This is a genomic window from Micromonospora sp. CPCC 205539 (assembly GCF_036906815.1).
Classification (GTDB): domain Bacteria; phylum Actinomycetota; class Actinomycetes; order Mycobacteriales; family Micromonosporaceae; genus Micromonospora.
On record NZ_JBAKHW010000051.1, the window covers coordinates 1 to 14713 of the forward strand.

At 67.7% G+C, this 14713-nt stretch carries 14 protein-coding genes and 1 pseudogene; 11 read left to right on the plus strand and 4 right to left on the minus strand.

Translation table 11 applies throughout. The features are described from left to right. Positions 1–179 precede the first annotated feature (179 nt). The gene (locus V6V47_RS28950) at positions 180–1337 is read left to right on the plus strand and encodes a MalY/PatB family protein (protein ID WP_334631591.1); all 1158 of its coding nucleotides are present in this window, start codon (positions 180–182) and stop codon (positions 1335–1337) included. Positions 1338–1690: 353 nt separating this feature from the next. On the opposite strand, the gene V6V47_RS28955 is transcribed toward V6V47_RS28950, so the two are convergent. Both V6V47_RS28955 and V6V47_RS28960 read right to left on the minus strand, forming a co-directional pair. Next, on the minus strand, positions 1691–2248 hold the full coding sequence (locus V6V47_RS28955; protein ID WP_334631593.1) for a GNAT family N-acetyltransferase: 558 nt from the start codon (positions 2246–2248) through the stop codon (positions 1691–1693). Positions 2249–2503: 255 nt separating this feature from the next. Beyond that, the gene (locus V6V47_RS28960) at positions 2504–2848 is read right to left on the minus strand and encodes a hypothetical protein (RefSeq protein ID WP_334631594.1); all 345 of its coding nucleotides are present in this window, start codon (positions 2846–2848) and stop codon (positions 2504–2506) included. A gap of 135 nt (positions 2849–2983) precedes the next feature. On the opposite strand from V6V47_RS28960, the gene V6V47_RS28965 reads away from it, so the two are divergent. Further along, entirely contained in the window at positions 2984–3610 is a 627-nt protein-coding gene (locus V6V47_RS28965; RefSeq protein WP_334631595.1) for a maleylpyruvate isomerase N-terminal domain-containing protein, read from the plus strand. Between the two features lie 123 nt (positions 3611–3733). Here V6V47_RS28965 and V6V47_RS28970 read toward each other — a convergent pair whose 3' ends face one another. Next, entirely contained in the window at positions 3734–4096 is a 363-nt protein-coding gene (locus V6V47_RS28970) for a cyclic-phosphate processing receiver domain-containing protein (RefSeq protein WP_334631596.1), read from the minus strand. 713 nt (positions 4097–4809) lie between these two features. Here V6V47_RS28970 and V6V47_RS28975 point away from each other — a divergent pair. The 3 genes and pseudogenes from V6V47_RS28975 to V6V47_RS28985 all read left to right on the plus strand — a co-directional run. Continuing rightward, positions 4810–5367, plus strand: coding sequence for a site-specific integrase (locus V6V47_RS28975; protein ID WP_334631597.1), 558 nt, complete (start codon positions 4810–4812; stop codon positions 5365–5367). A 346-nt stretch (positions 5368–5713) separates the two neighbouring features. Next, positions 5714–7312 carry a sensor histidine kinase gene (locus V6V47_RS28980; RefSeq protein ID WP_334631599.1) on the plus strand — a complete coding sequence of 533 codons (1599 nt, stop codon included), beginning with the start codon at positions 5714–5716 and terminating at the stop codon, positions 7310–7312. 250 nt (positions 7313–7562) lie between these two features. Then, a pseudogene (locus tag V6V47_RS28985) lies at positions 7563–7763 on the plus strand (Hsp20 family protein); the annotation flags it as partial. A 67-nt stretch (positions 7764–7830) separates the two neighbouring features. Here the strand turns inward: V6V47_RS28985 and V6V47_RS28990 are convergent. After that, positions 7831–8472, minus strand: coding sequence for a response regulator transcription factor (locus tag V6V47_RS28990; RefSeq protein ID WP_334631601.1), 642 nt, complete (start codon positions 8470–8472; stop codon positions 7831–7833). Positions 8473–8968: 496 nt separating this feature from the next. Here V6V47_RS28990 and V6V47_RS28995 point away from each other — a divergent pair, with 496 nt between their 5' ends. The 6 genes from V6V47_RS28995 (at position 8969) to V6V47_RS29020 (ending at position 14230) form a co-directional block, all read left to right on the plus strand. Continuing rightward, on the plus strand, positions 8969–9199 hold the full coding sequence (locus tag V6V47_RS28995) for a hypothetical protein (protein ID WP_334631602.1): 231 nt from the start codon (positions 8969–8971) through the stop codon (positions 9197–9199). A gap of 23 nt (positions 9200–9222) precedes the next feature. Next, positions 9223–10170 carry a universal stress protein gene (locus tag V6V47_RS29000; RefSeq protein WP_334631603.1) on the plus strand — a complete coding sequence of 316 codons (948 nt, stop codon included), beginning with the start codon at positions 9223–9225 and terminating at the stop codon, positions 10168–10170. Beyond that, the gene (locus V6V47_RS29005; protein WP_334631604.1) at positions 10127–11107 is read left to right on the plus strand and encodes a slipin family protein; all 981 of its coding nucleotides are present in this window, start codon (positions 10127–10129) and stop codon (positions 11105–11107) included. The genes V6V47_RS29000 and V6V47_RS29005 overlap by 44 nt, the downstream gene beginning before the upstream one ends. Before the next feature lie 124 nt (positions 11108–11231). Beyond that, positions 11232–11912 carry a hypothetical protein gene (locus V6V47_RS29010; protein ID WP_442934324.1) on the plus strand — a complete coding sequence of 227 codons (681 nt, stop codon included), beginning with the start codon at positions 11232–11234 and terminating at the stop codon, positions 11910–11912. Positions 11913–12228: 316 nt separating this feature from the next. Further along, the gene (locus V6V47_RS29015) at positions 12229–12735 is read left to right on the plus strand and encodes a flavodoxin domain-containing protein (RefSeq protein ID WP_334631607.1); all 507 of its coding nucleotides are present in this window, start codon (positions 12229–12231) and stop codon (positions 12733–12735) included. 460 nt (positions 12736–13195) lie between these two features. Continuing rightward, the gene (locus V6V47_RS29020) at positions 13196–14230 is read left to right on the plus strand and encodes a magnesium transporter CorA family protein (protein WP_334631608.1); all 1035 of its coding nucleotides are present in this window, start codon (positions 13196–13198) and stop codon (positions 14228–14230) included. Positions 14231–14713: the final 483 nt, after the last annotated feature.

Genomic DNA, 14713 nt, shown 5'->3' on the forward strand with positions numbered 1-14713 from the left:
CGGTGGGCAGCCGATGAGAGAGCCACCCCGCCGGTCACCTCGACCAAGCCTGGCCGGGCTGCGGTCGTAGCACCAGTACATAAGTAGCCGATGAGCGGATGTTGTGGTGCGGGGCCGGCGGTGTCCGGTAGGGGATCCCCCTTCGGGTCGGCATGAGGTCGCCTGGCAGGGTGTTGGAGGTGAACGCGCCTTTTGATCTCCCGATCGCGGCGCTCCGTCGACGGCGGAGCGCGAAATGGACCACGTTTCCCGCAGACGTTTTGCCGCTTCCTGTCGCGGAGATGGATGTGCGGCTGGCTCCGGCCATCGCGGCGGCGCTGCATGCGGCTGTCGATGACTCCGACACCGGCTACGCCGGCGACGCGAGCGAGCTTGTCGCTCACTTCTGTGAGTTTGCTCAGCGTCGGTGGCGATGGCATGTCGAGCCGGCGGCGGTGCGCACCTGCGCAGACATCGCGGTTGGGGTTACGGAGGTCCTGCGGCGGCTCGTCAGCCCCGGCGATGGCGTCGTGGTGATGCCTCCGGTGTACCCGCCGTACTTCGCTTGGCTACGCGAGGTCGGCGCCCATGCAGTGGAGGTGCCACTCGTCGAGCTTGAGGTCGGCGGTCGCCTGGACCTGGAGGGCATCGAGCGTGCCCTAGCCGCCGGCGCCCGCGTCGTGCTGTTGTGCCACCCCCACAATCCGACCGGCCGGGTGCATGAAAGCGGCGAGCTGCAGGCCCTTGCGGAAGCGGCGGCCCGCTACGGCGCCACCGTGCTCTCAGATGAGATCCATGGGCCATTGACCCATCAGGGGCATCACTTTCACCCCTACTTGAGCTGTGGGGACGCGGCCCTCGCGACCGGGATCGCGTTCACCAGCGCGTCCAAGGCGTGGAACCTTGCCGGTCTCAAATGTGCCCTTATCGTTGCCTCGGACCCACGCCATAGTCAGGTGATCGACCGGCTTCCTCATGAGCTGCCGTGGGGCGTCGGGCACCTGGGGATGCTCGCGGCGACCGCGGCCTTCGAGCATGGCGAGATCTGGCTCGACCAACTTGTTGACGCCCTGGCTGCCAACGCCGTCCTGCTGCGCGACCAGCTAGCTCAGCAACTACCCGAAGTGACCTTCCCGATGCCGCAGGCCAGCTACCTCGCCTGGCTGAACTGCTCCCCACTGCGCCTGGGCTCCGACCCCGCGCAAGCCTTTCTGCAACACGGCCGGGTCGCGCTCAGCTCCGGCCATGACTTTGGCGCACGCGGCTCCGGCCATGCGCGATTCAACTTCGCTTGCTCGCCAGATCTGATACGTGAGGCAGTTTCCCGCATGGCGCACACCGCCCTGCTCCGTCGGTAAGGGTTTCTCAAACGGACGGCCTGGCGTTAACCGATGCGCGGCCAACGCCCGCTTCTGCCGCTCCGGGAGGGCTGGCGTTCATCGTTGGTGGTGACGCACGGTGATGATGGCTACCTCTCCTGCTTCGGCTTCCAGTGTCGTACCTGCCAACCAACTTGTCGTGCGCGCTGCGGTGTCTGCCTTCTTGGGCCGCTACCGTGGGCAGACCCGCGTGCATACCGAGTCCGACCTACGGGTCTTCCTCCGGTGGTGCAGCGACCACGGACTTGACCCGCTCTCCGCAGCTCGGGTGGATATCGAGCGGTACGTGCGCTGGCTGCAAGACGTTCGCCGGTACCAGCCCTCGACGGGTCCTACGGGTGCGCGGCAAGGGCGGCAAGGTGATCAACGGGCAGTTTCTCGAACAGTTCCTTTGTGGTGTCGTAGTACCTGGTTGTTTGACCGAGGTGTGCCATGCCGAGTCGACGGCAGACTGCCTGTGAGGGTTCGTGACCCACATTGGTCACGGCGATGATCCTCGTGAGGCCCTGAGCAAACGCGTCGTCCATGACGGCTCGCGCTGCTTCGGTGGCATAGCCGATTCCCCACGCGTGCGGGTGAAGGTGCCAGCCGATCTCCACCTCGGGCGGCGTAACCGCCGGCTGTCCGGCCGAGAGGGGAATCGGCACGAGCGCGAGATTGCCGACCAAAGAACCATCCCGGGTCGTGATGGCCCAGATCCCGTGGATCGGGTGATCCACCTCGCGGCGGTGTCTGATCGAGGCCAGCGCCTCCTCGCGCATTCTGAGCGTCCTCGGGTTCGGGCCCAGAAAGCGTACGACCTCCCAGCGCGATTCCATGTCGAAGAGGAAATCGGCGTCGTCTGCCTGCCACGGACGCAGCAACAGACGACCGCTCGTGATGATGCGCATACGACCGACATTAGCCAAGGCCCATCACCCGGCCAGACATCCGCTCATGCCGCGTAGCGCGCTGCTGTCGTCGCGGTGGCGTCGGTACGGATCCCGCAAGCTGAGACCCAGATCCCACTGGCGAACCTCTGAGCAGGGCTTCGTAAACGGTGACCTCTTCGGCGGATCCGAAGGCGTCAGCGCTGGCACCTCCTGGAGGCGGTAGGACGGCGTCCGCACACGTCGAATTGAGTGCGCCGCCAGTTCGTCCGCCGATCACGGCTGGCGTGTCGGCGAGATTTTTCGCCGGACGAGGCGATCAAGGTAATCGAGCAGCTTCACCTCGCTGCGAGCCAGCCTCTCACGCTCGGGCGTCGGCAGATCGGCAAGCAGGTCCCGGAGGTGTTCGTTCCGTGGCACGAACACCATGGCACCGGAGTACTCGCGGCAGATCGAGCACCACGCCAAGCCGACGCAACGCTCGTAGAACCTGTCGGAGGGCGCGTAAAGGCGGTACTTGTAGGAGGAGATTTCGCCGGCACACGCGCCGGCGTCCCCACCACGGACCCCGTGAATCGTGCTGACTTTCGACCATGCCCACCTGGCAGACCTGTGCCCCATGGCTTTGATCTTCCTAGCCGCCAGCCCAAGCCGCTATCTTGATCTGCCGATGATCACGCACTCGCAAGGGGAGCCGCTCCTCGCCGACGCGTGTGGGGATGACAAGGGTTCCTGTGCGCGCATAACGTGCACTCGATGATCCGACCCGCGTTCCTGGACGCCGCCGAGACCGCCATGGCGCTGTTGCGCAATCCGAGACTGGCCGAGCAATGGTCCTCGCCCAGCGCCCTGCCGGACTTTTCCACCGGCGGCCTCGCCCGCCATCTGGCCAACCAGGTCACTCAGACCGTGACGTTCCTCGCCGCGCCGCCAGGAGAATCGGCGATCTCGGTGCTGGAGCACTTCACCGGCAACGCCTGGGTGACTTCAGGCGTGGATAGTGCCGACAACATCGACATCCGGCGCCGCAGCGAGCAGACATCTGCAGCGACGACAGCCAGGGAGCTGGCGGACGGGGTCGATGCGGCATTGACCGACCTGCGTGCCACGGTGACAGCGCAACCGCCCGACCGCATCGTGGACCTGGGCGACTGGGGCCTAAGGGTCGACGATTTCCTGCTGACCCGGGTCATGGAGCTGGTCGTGCACACCGACGACCTGGCAGTCAGCCTCGGCTTGCCGACGCCACCGATGCCGCCGACAGCGACTGAGGCGACAATCCAGCTGTTGAGCAGCCTCGCGGCCTGGCGACACGGTTCCCTGAACGTGATACGCGCGCTAGCTCGGAAGGAACGAGCTCCCACCTCCATCTCCGCCCTCTAGCTGGTGGAGCGCTCGCCGACCTGCTCGGCAATCCGAATAGGCGTGCACGAGTGATCCCGCATGCGCTCATCTGGCGCCATCCGAGTGTGACAGCCGTTGGGCGGTGCGTTCGTGCCGGTCAGCTCACGCGCAGCCGTCGAGATAGCCGACGTCGGTGGAGCCCGGCGCGACGCGGACGCGATACCCCCAGTGCCGTAGGACCTGGGCGATCTTTGCGGCGCCGCCCGGGTTGGCGGAGTGGACGTTGATGACGCCGACGTCAAAGGGGCGCTCGTCGAAGGCCGCCCGTTCCAGGACCTCAACGACCGGCCAGATCGTGTCGTCCCCGCCGAGGTCGTGGTCCAGCCACAGCTCGTCCAGGCGCCGGTCCCGGTACCGATCGAGGAGGTCAACTCCGGCGGCACTGGTACGGGCCACCTCGGCGCTGCGACCATCGGCGAACGAACGGAGGTCATCGATCAGGACGATCGTTCGGCGGGCATCCACGCGATGATGATGCCTGCCACCGTCAGGAACCGACATCCGGATGTGCCGCCGACCGTGCGCGCTGCGCCTCGGCACCCCGGTCGCGTCGATGAGACGTCGGCCTCGTGCTGCTCGATGAAGACGTGCCGAAGCGGAGCCCCAAGGCGCCTGGGCGACGCCAGGGTCACGGGCCCGGGATTGGGGGAGCAGGGTGGGAGCAGCCGGGTGTCCTGAACAGCGTTGAACTGCATCAATAGCGCGCGCTTATCGCGAGGAAGCACGAGACATTCGACGACCTAACCTCCTAGGACGCGTTACGGGATGTGGCCTCCGCGGTGAGCTTGCCTGCCGCATGACGAGTTGCGTCCGGCTGCCTCATCGGGGCGCCGTCCGTGCCGGTCTCCTAAGACGCCAACCTCATGGGCAACGTGTGCGGATCGGGCTCCTCCAGTTGGGGGCGCCTTCGGCGGCACCGGGGAGGTCACCACGTGCCTAGACTTGCGCAAGCTTCAGGGTGGTATTGAGCCTCATCGGTGGTGGGGCAATGGGTCGTGTCGATCCTCGGACGCCAGAGTTCGTGGATATCCAGGCGAGATCAACTTCCTCTCGCGTAAGGAACGCGACCCACGACGTACCATATGTGCGCATCGTCTCCCGGGACGGTGCCACCTGCGCTGACACTCTTGCCTCCCCGCCGGCGGGGGTCAGGTGAGTCGTGATCGCCCGCGCCCTCGTTGGCCCGACGAGCAACTCGTCGAGGCGCTCGTTCCCACCCCACTGCCGGTCGCATCGCCGGAGCCGGCGCCCTCGCGCTGCGCCTGATCGATCCGGACACCGACCATGCGCTGATCCGCCTGTGCGAGAAGGGCGCCACGCAACGCTGGCAGCCCATTACACCGATGCTCGCCAAACGGCTGAACGGCCACGCCCGAGCCCGCGGCGCTGTCGCACCGATCGATGGGCTGCTGCGCTACCGCAATGGCCAACCTGCCACCTATCGGCGCTACGACCTGATGTGGAGACGCATCGGCCGGCAGTTACCGTGGGTCGCCGCTCAGGGAATCACCCGCACTGGCTGCGCCACACCACCTGGGTCGAACGCCACTTCGGCTTCGGTGTGGCCAGCGCCTACGCCGGGTACACCCGACCGCCGCGGGCCCGCCACCACCACCCACATCAAAGCCGACCTCCACGCCGTCGTCACCGCGCTGGCTGCCCTCGCCGGCCAACCACACCCGCTGGCCGGCGGATCGGAAGGCCAAGCCTCGCCCGTGCCTGTCGGCAAGGGGTGACCGGCCACCGGCCCGACTACGTTCGCTCATAATCCCGTTGTGCGGAGATGGGGCCAGGCTGGCCGGATCTCATCCCTAAAGGTGCGTCATCGCCGAATCTGTTCCAGCTGCCGACAGGGCTAGTGTGAGGAGGGTGAGCGCACCGGGCGAGTCAGCGCAGGCCGCCAGTCTGGACGGGGCCGCAGCGTCGGCACCGCGCCAATGGCCCCATCATCAGGCTCGAATCGCCCCCGAAGCCCCAATCGCGCCGAGTCCGGCGTTGTCGACGTCCGTTCGCGGCACGGTAACCCGGTGGTGGAGCATGGCCGCTGGACCTCGCCGGAATTGCATCGGGCCGGTGACATGAATGGCGGGCCGGGAACGGTTGTCGCCGCTGCTGCAGGCCGTCGTCGGCATCGGCAGCGATCTCGACCTGCGCAGCACACTGTCGCGGATCGTCGTGGCGGCCTGTCAGGTAGCGGGCGCCCGTTACGGTGCCCTGGGCGTCATCGGACCTGACCGCAGCCTCGTCGAGTTCATCACCGACGGGATGACCGTCACCGAGCAGAACCATATCGGTGACCTTCCCACCGGCCGTGGCGTGCTGGGTCTGCTCATCGATGAGCCATTGCCGATTCGGTTGCCGGACATCAGCCGCCATCCCCGTTCGCTGGGCTTCCCGGCCGGCCATCCGGTGATGCGCTCCTTTCTCGGGGTGCCGGTGCGCATCCGCGACCAGCTGTACGGCAACCTCTACCTGACCGAGAAACGCGGTGCCGCCGAGTTCAGCGACGCCGACGAGGAGATCGTCATCGCCCTCGCCGCCGCGGCTGGGATCGCTCTCGACAACGTTCGGCTCTACGCGGCGGCGGTCCGGCGCCAACGCTGGCTCCAGGCGACTGCGGAGATCACCGACACCCTCGTCGGCCAGGTCGATCGCAGCGATGTGCTTCGGCTGGTGGTGGACCACGCCCGTGAGGTCGCCGATGCCGCGCTCGTCGCGATCCTGCTTCACAACGAGACGACCGGTGAGCTGCGTGTCGAGGTCACCGCGCCGTCGAACGCGGCGCTGGACCGGGCGTCGATCCCGCTCGACGGTACGCCGTTCGAGCAGATCATTGCCGCCGGCGGTCATTTGCTGATCGACAATCTGGACGGCGCTGCGGTCTGGCCCGCGCCGTTGCCGGCAGGCCCGGCGCTGCTGGCGCCGTTGGCGATGACCGGAGCGGTGCAGGGGGTGCTCGTGGTGATCCTGCCGACGAGCAGCGTGGGCTTCGACGGCGCGTCCGATATCAACATGATCACCACGTTCGCCTCCCAGGCCGCCCTCGCCGTCGAGCGGGCACGGGTGCAGGAGGAGCGCGAAATGATGGTGGTGCTCGCCGATCGAGAGCGCATCGCACGGGACCTGCACGACGTGGTGATCCAGCGGTTGTTCGCCACTGGTCTCGGACTGCAGGGACTGACGCGCCGAGCCGAACCTCCAGACGTCCGGGAGCGCCTGGACCAGTCCATCGACGAACTCGACGCGACCATCCGCGACATCCGCAGCGCCATCTTCGGCCTGCACAAGCCAGCCCTCGGATCGGTGCGCGCCGCGCTGACAGCGGCCGCCGACGATGCGACGAAGAGCTTGGGTTTCCGACCGCACCTGACCATCGCCGGGGCTGTTGACCTCGCGGTTCCAGATTCGCTGCGCGCCGACCTGATCGCGGTCCTGGGCGAGGCGCTGTCGAACATCGTCCAGCACGCTCGGGCGACAACTGTCACGATCGCTGTCGCGGTTGACGCAGGTCGCCTCATCCTGCGGGTGGCCGATGACGGCGTCGGCGTCGGCGCAGCGGCGGGCGGCAACGGGCTCGGCAATCTCCGCAGCCGCGCCGAGGAGCGTGGCGGCACCTTCGTCGTCACCGACGTCCACCCCCATGGTGCCATGCTGGTGTGGGACGTGCCCCTCAAGAGCTGACCGCTCCGCCAGTTCCTCCACCGCCTCCCGAGAGTCCCGGTCCTACCAGGTCTTTCGGCAATTCGCGCACCTGCTGCCGTCCGCGATCCTGGAGACCGGCCACCCATCGCTCGGTCGAGGCCGGCAATGCCGGCCGCAGACAGGAGGCCACCGATGGCAGAGTCCACGGGGCAGGTCGTGGTCGGCGTCGACGCCGAGGCTATCGCCCCCACCACAAGGACAAGTCACACACTGATTCGCCTACGGCGCCTTCGATCGCGCCGTGCGGTTGTCTCATGGGATCGACGAGCAGAGCCTCCAGGCGTCGTACCTCAACGGGATCCTGGAAACTCACGCGAAGGTGACCGCACCGCAGCAGCAGCAGCGCGCCATTTCGATCACGGTCGGCAACGGAGTGTCAGCCGCCAAGCCCGCCAAGCCCGCCAAGGCCGCGAAGGTTGCCAAGCGCTAGTCGGAACCTGGAGCGGACGACGTGGCAGGCCCGCCGTACGTCGCGGGGCCTGCCACGTGTCGTCCGATCAGCGGGAGTTGCCCCGCATCAGGTTGGTGGCGAGGACTGCCGCCTGGGTGCGCCGCTCGAGGCCGAGTTTCGTCAGGACGCTCGAGACATAATTCTTCACCGTCTTGTCGGCCAGGAACATCTCCTGCGCGATCTCCTTGTTCGTCATGCCCTGCGCGATGTGCCGAAGGATCTTCAGCTCCTGATCGGTCAGCGACTTGAGCTCATCGGGCGCCTCCACACCATCGCGGATACGCGACAGCACTCTGGCGGTGACCGCCGGATCGAGCAGCGACTGCCCGGCGGCAACCCGGCGCACCGCGTCAAGCAGATCGATACCACGAATCTGTTTCAACACATATCCGGCGGCCCCGGCCATGATCGCCGCGAAGAGCGCCTCGTCATCGTCGTACGACGTCAGTATCAGCCCGTGAATGGTGGGGTCGATCGCGCGCACGTCCCGGCAGACGTCGATCCCGTTGCCGTCCGGCAGGCGGGCGTCGAGGATCGCCACGTCCGGCCGCAGCGCCGGTATGCGATGCGCAGCCTCGACCGCCGATCCGGATTCCCCGACGACCTCGATGTCACCGTCTTGAGTCAGCAGCTCGCAGATGCCGCGACGGACAACCTCATGGTCATCGAGCAGAAAGACACGGATCATCTTCCCGTTGTACTCCTTGGCGGCCTGGTTGAGCAGGGTCCAACGGCCCTTCCTGGCAGTTCTGCAGTGAGACACACGAGGGTTTCAGGTCTTATGGCACTGCCTGTCCGCTCCCTTCCGGTGCACGCTGCCATTTACGGCGTAAGCCGCCAGCGACAACGGTGTCGTCGACACCTCCTCGACGCCCACCCTGCTACGCCTGCTGGCCAGCCGGCAGATCGACGCGCAACGCTTCCTGGCGCACCGGTACGGCTTCGACGAGTTCATGCACGCATACGGCGTGCTCGCCAACGCCGCCGACACCGGCGCGCTCAAGGTGGTCCTCAGCCGCGCCGACTGATGTCCGCCGGGCCGTGGTCCCGCTCGACGATTGCTTCGTCGAGCGGGATCGATCTGGGATCCAGCGTTCGGCATGTGCGAACGCGGGTACAACGGCCCCCACCGGCAGGGCCCACCGCCTCTGCCCCGCGCAGCAGTGCAAGCGCAAGCTAGCCAAATGCAGACCGACAGCGACACGGCGATCACGGCAGCCACCCGCGAGTGGGTGTTTCGCACCACTGGCACCGCGCCGTCGATCGTCGACACGCAGCGGTGGTGCGGGGACGTCGACGCGTCAGGTCTGCACCTGTACGCCGACGGCGAGGCGTTCCGGGTCGGGCACGCGCCCGCCGGGCAGCCGGCAATCGCACCCTGGCGCACCGACAACAACTCCCCGCTGCGCCCGTGAACGTCGACCAGACAGGAACCCTCATGTCCCAGATTCCGCTCATCGTGGCAGGGCTGGACGGCTCGCCGTCCAGCATGGCGGCCGCCGAGTACGCCGCCACCCTCGCGCTCCGCAGGGGAGCCGAGCTGCGGCTGGTGTCGGGTTACCTCACCCCGTTCTACGGTCTCGGACCGACCATGATGTCCGATCCCTACCTGGGCAGCGTGGATCAGGGCGCGGAGGAGGCCGGCAACGCGCTGCTGCACGACACCGCCGAGCGGCTGCACAAGCAGCACCCGGAGGTGGGCGAGGTGCAGTGCCAGCGGATCGCCGGCGGCGCCGCGTCGGTGCTCGTTGAGCAGTCGCGCACCGCCGCGGTGACCGTGGTGGGCGCCCGCGGCGTCGGCGGCTTCGCCGAACTGCTGCTCGGCTCCGTCTCCGCGCAGCTCGCCGCGCACGCCCACGGCCCGGTCATCGTGGTCCGGCCCCCGGTTGCCGACACGGTCGTCGAGCGTGGCCCCGAGCAGCCGGACCTGCCGGTGCCTTCCCTCGGGTCGGTGCTGGTCGGCATCGACGGTTCACCGGCCGCGGACGCGGCCCGGGACTTCGCGGCCACCGAAGCCGACCAGCGGCAGGTGCCGCTGATCCTCACGCATGTCTACTGGCCAGGCCCGTGGGAACGCTTCGCCGGCAACGATGTCGACGCGCAGACCGCCGCGGAGCGCGCCGCCGAGCAGGAAGCTCAGCAGATCCTCGCCGACGCCGCCGCGACCGTGCAGGCCAGCCACCCGCACGTGGACGTGCAATCCCGGCCGATCCGCAGCCTCAATCCCGAGCACAGCATGATCGACGCGTCCCGTGACGTGGCGTTGACCGTCGTCGGCTGCCGTGGCCACGGTGGCTTCGCCGGGATGCTGCTCGGCTCGGTCAGCGGGGCGCTCGTCCACCATGCCCACGGACCGGTGGCCGTCATCCACGCCGGCACGCACTGATCACCAGCTCGTCCCTGCACGCAGACGGCTCCGGGTTTCCGATGCCAGCAAGGGGAAACGCATCATGACCACCACCATCTGGATCATCGTCGCGACGCTGGCAGTGCTGCTGCTGGCGCTGTCCCTCAAGGTCGTCAAGCAGTACGAGCAGGGGGTGCTGTTCCGGCTCGGCCGGGTCATCGGCGTCAAGAAGGCCGGGCTGACGGCGATCATCCCGTTCGTCGACGTGCTGCACCGGGTCAGCCTGCGCATCATCACGATGCCGATCCAGTCGCAGGGCATCATCACCCGCGACAACGTCAGCGTCGACGTCTCCGCTGTCGCATACTACCGCGTCACCGACGCGGTCAAGTCGGTGGTGGCAATCGAGAACGTCGAAGCCGCCATCAACCAGATCGCCCAGACCACCCTGCGCAAGGTCGTCGGCCAGCACACCCTCGACGAGACGCTGTCCGAGACCGACCGCATCAACCTCAACATTCGCGAGATCCTCGACGTCGCCACCGAAGAATGGGGCGTCGCGGTCACCCTGGTCGAACTCAAGGACATCCAACTGCCCGAGAGCATGAAACGGGCGATGGCCCGCCAGGCCGAAGCCGAGCGGGAGAAGCGCGCGAAGATCATCGCCGCAGAGGGTGAGGCGCTTGCCGCCGACGCGCTCGGCACCGCCGCGGACATCATGATGGCTCACCCGCTCGCCCTGCAGCTGCGCAACCTGCAGAGCCTCGTCGAGCTTGGCGTCGACAAGAACTCCACAGTCGTCTTCCCCGCCCCGCTGATGTCCACCATCGGCGAGCTGGGCTCGTTCCTGGCCCGAGAAAACGCGGCCGCCGCCGCATCCCCGCCGAACGTGACAGCCACGCCAGCTCCTGACCAGCCGATGCCTGCTCAGCCTGCACCGAACGGCAAGGCCCCGCTCGCCGGCGCCACCCCGTAGAAGTCCGATTGTCTGGTCGCCGTCTGTCGTCGGGGATGGACGGCAGCCGGGCTCAAACAGCCGACCCACCGGGCGTACGCCCGGCGGACACCGCACCATCAGCCCAAGAAGGATCGTGAGTGCGATGGTCGACATCGCCCGGAACCACAACGCCGTGACCCCCACCGCCGCCGGCCCCACGATGCCACCGACGGCGCCCCTGGCCGTCGCCGTACCTGACGCGGCCCGGCGGCCCGCCGCGGGCCGGCACTTCGAAGAAGCCGACGCCAGTCCCACCGGTCGTGACTCGTCAGCGGCACTACCCGCCGCCGAAAGCCGCTCCGCTGTCGCGGCCCGTTATCTGCTGGCGGGCATCCGGATCGCGCTGGGTTGGGTCTTCCTCTGGGCCTTCCTGGACAAGCTGTTCGGGTGGGGATTCGCCACCCCGTCGGCGCGGTCCTGGCTCAACGGCGGTAGCCCCACCGCGGGCTTCCTCGGCGGCTCCGAGGGCCCGTTCAGTGGCTTCTTCACCGCCATCGCCGGCAACACCGTCACCAACGTGCTGTTCATGGGTGCGCTGCTAGCCATCGGCGCGGCGCTGATCCTCGGCATCGGGATGCGACTCGCCGCCATCGGTGGCGCGATCCTGGTCGTCATGATGTGGGCGGCCGTGCTGCCGCCGTCGAGTAACCCGTTCATGGACGACCACCTCATCTATGCGGCCATCCTGATCGTGCTGGCCCTGCTCGGCGCCGGGAACACCCTGGGCTTCGGCAAGGTGTGGTCGTCCACCCCGCTGGTCCGTAACGCCACCTGGCTCAAGTAGTCAGATCCGCTGCGGGTCACCCGATGATGTCGTGGTGGTCCGCAGCGCACGGCCTCCGGCGCCCGGCGGCAGCGCTTCATCGGCGCCGCCGCGGCAGTCGCCGCCGGTCTGTACGGCCTGATAGCCGCATGGGCGACCCCACGGGGACCGGTCACCGCATGCTGTTCCAGCAGCCCGAGCTGATCTACCAGCTGATGACCACCACCGTGCTCGAAAGGACGTAGCGGGGCCGCCCCGTGTGCGGTTACGTAGCCGCGATCTCGCCATTGGGTACGGCAGCCGCCGGCCTACCAGTTCAAGGGAAGGGTTGTCAGCCATGAGGGTTCTCGTCGCCGCCGCAAGCAAGCATGGATCCACTGCAGAGATCGCGGCTCACATCGCGACCGCCCTCCGGGGCGGATTGCCGTCCGGCTCCGTCGTCGATGTCGCCGCTGCGGCAGAGGTCACGGACGCGACTTCCTACGACGCACTGGTGCTGGGCAGCGCGGTCTATATGGGACGTTGGTTGGAAGAGGCCCGCAGCGCGGCAGAGCGGATCACGTTGAACCCACCGCATTCGGTGTGGCTGTTCTCCAGCGGCCCGATCGGTGATCCGCCCAAGCCCGTTGGGGCGCCGGCCGAGGTCAGTGGCATCGTCGCGTCCGTGCACGCACGCGATCATCGCGTCTTCGCCGGTCGTCTCGACCGCCACCGCCTCGGCCTCGCGGAGAAGGCCATGGTCATGGCCTTACATGTCGCGGTCGGCGACTTCCGGGACTGGTCGGAGATCGACACCTGGGCTGGCCAGATCGCCGCTGACCTGCGACAGCCCGTCGCCGGGTAAGCCCTTCGACACCTGAACATTCCTGCCGCAAAGAAACACCCCGTGCATCGCACGCGCCTGGTCAACGGCCTGTGTTGCGGATGTCGCTCTGGACCCCGGTGGCGCTCCGCCCACCACCGTCGTTACGGGCTGTCAGGCGCGAAAGCAAGTCCATCAGCGGGACGGACGGCAGCGTTCAGCGCCACCGTCGGGGCGCGAGCAGCAGACGTCAGGGCCAAAAAGTCCTGGAGGTGCCGCGGTACCGGTCAAACGTTCGGGTCTTGTGGCCCTGTCCGACACACCGCCTCCCGGGGCACGGTTGAGTCGCGCACGACGGTCGAGCCGAGCTTGAAACGGTCCGGCACCGAGGTGAGACAGGAGGCGGCGACGTGGGGACAGGCGCAGAGCGGATGACCGTCGTGGGGATCTCTCCCGGCGCGATCGCGGGGGACAAGGCCCGGACATCCCGGAGCTTGCTGCGATGACTGCGGTCGCCGAGGCCAAGCCCGATGATGTGGGCGACCTGAGCGGACCAGAGTCCCGCGTCCGCACCCGGTTGTACGACAACGGCGTCTGCGTCGCGCGGGACTTTCCGGTCGCGGAGATCTCCGCGCACCTGACCGACCCGAAATCCGTGGTGTGGCTCGATTTGTGTCGGCCCACCGCTGGCGACTTCGAGATGGTGGACACCCAGTTCGGGTTGCACGAGCTCGCCATCGAGGACGCCCTCCAGGAGTCGCAGCGTCCGAAGCTCGATCGGTACGAGACACACCTGTTTATCAGCGCCTACGCGGTCAAGATCGAGTCCCCGGGGATCCGGCTACGCACCAGTGAGATAGCCGTGTTCCTGACCGACCAGGCGTTGATCACCGTGCGCAAGGACGATGGCTTCGACATGGCGCCAGTCCTTGCCCGTTGGGACTCCTCGGCCGATCTCGCGAGTTACGGCGTCGCGTTCCTGCTCCACGGCCTGCTCGATCATATCGTCGACGGGCACTTCCGTGCGGTGGAGCAGCTCGACGAGGGCATCGAGCGGCTGGAGGAGCTGTTGTTCGGCGAGCGCCGGGCGCAGATCCAGGCCGTACAGCGGCGCTCCTTCGAGCTGCGTCGCGACCTCGTCGTACTGCGTCGGGTGGTGCTGCCGATGCGGGAGGTTTTCAACAGCCTGCTGCGTCGCGACCTGCACGTCGTCGACGAGGTGATTAAGCCGTACTACCAGGACGTCTACGACCACGTCCTGCGGGTCACCGAGTGGACCGAGTCTCTGCGCGACCTCGTCGCGACGACAGTTGAGACGAACCTGACGATCCAGTCCAACCAGATGAATTTGATCATGAAGAAGGTGACCAGTTGGGCGGCCATCATCGCCGTCCCCACTGCGGTCACCGGCTTCTACGGCCAGAACCTGCCGTACCCCGGCTTCGGCAGCCAATGGGGAGTGCTGGTCTCCACGGCCTTGATCGCGGCGCTTTCCGCCGGCCTGTACGGGGTCTTTAAACGCAACGACTGGCTGTAACCCACGGCTGGGGCAGCACCCCCGGCCGGCAGTCCTCATCGCCCTTGACGTCGGGAGGAGCGTCGACCACTCTGCACTGACCGGCGAGAGCGAGCCGCCCGGCGTACATCTGACGCCGTAGCGGCCAGCGTGGCGCCGCTGGACGCTGGCAACCTGGTGTGGATGGGCACGACAGCCGCAGCGGGTACAGCCCGCGCCGTCGTCGTTACGACCGCCCTGGGCAGCGAGTTCGGCCGCAGCTACCGGCTGACCGCCCAAACCCGCACCGAGTGACGCCCGCGGCAACGACAGATCGCCCGCATGGCGCGCGGCGACGAAGCCTTGGCGGTCGGGGTCCGGCGGATGGCGCAGCCGGAGGAGGCAGGCCCGGCTCAAGGGGCCTTTTGGCCCTGACCATCGGCCGGTGGCGAGCGCAGACTGAGCACATCGTCGATCGGGCGCATTCGTCTCCGGCGGGCGCATAAACGTCGCCCGCGCCCGCGG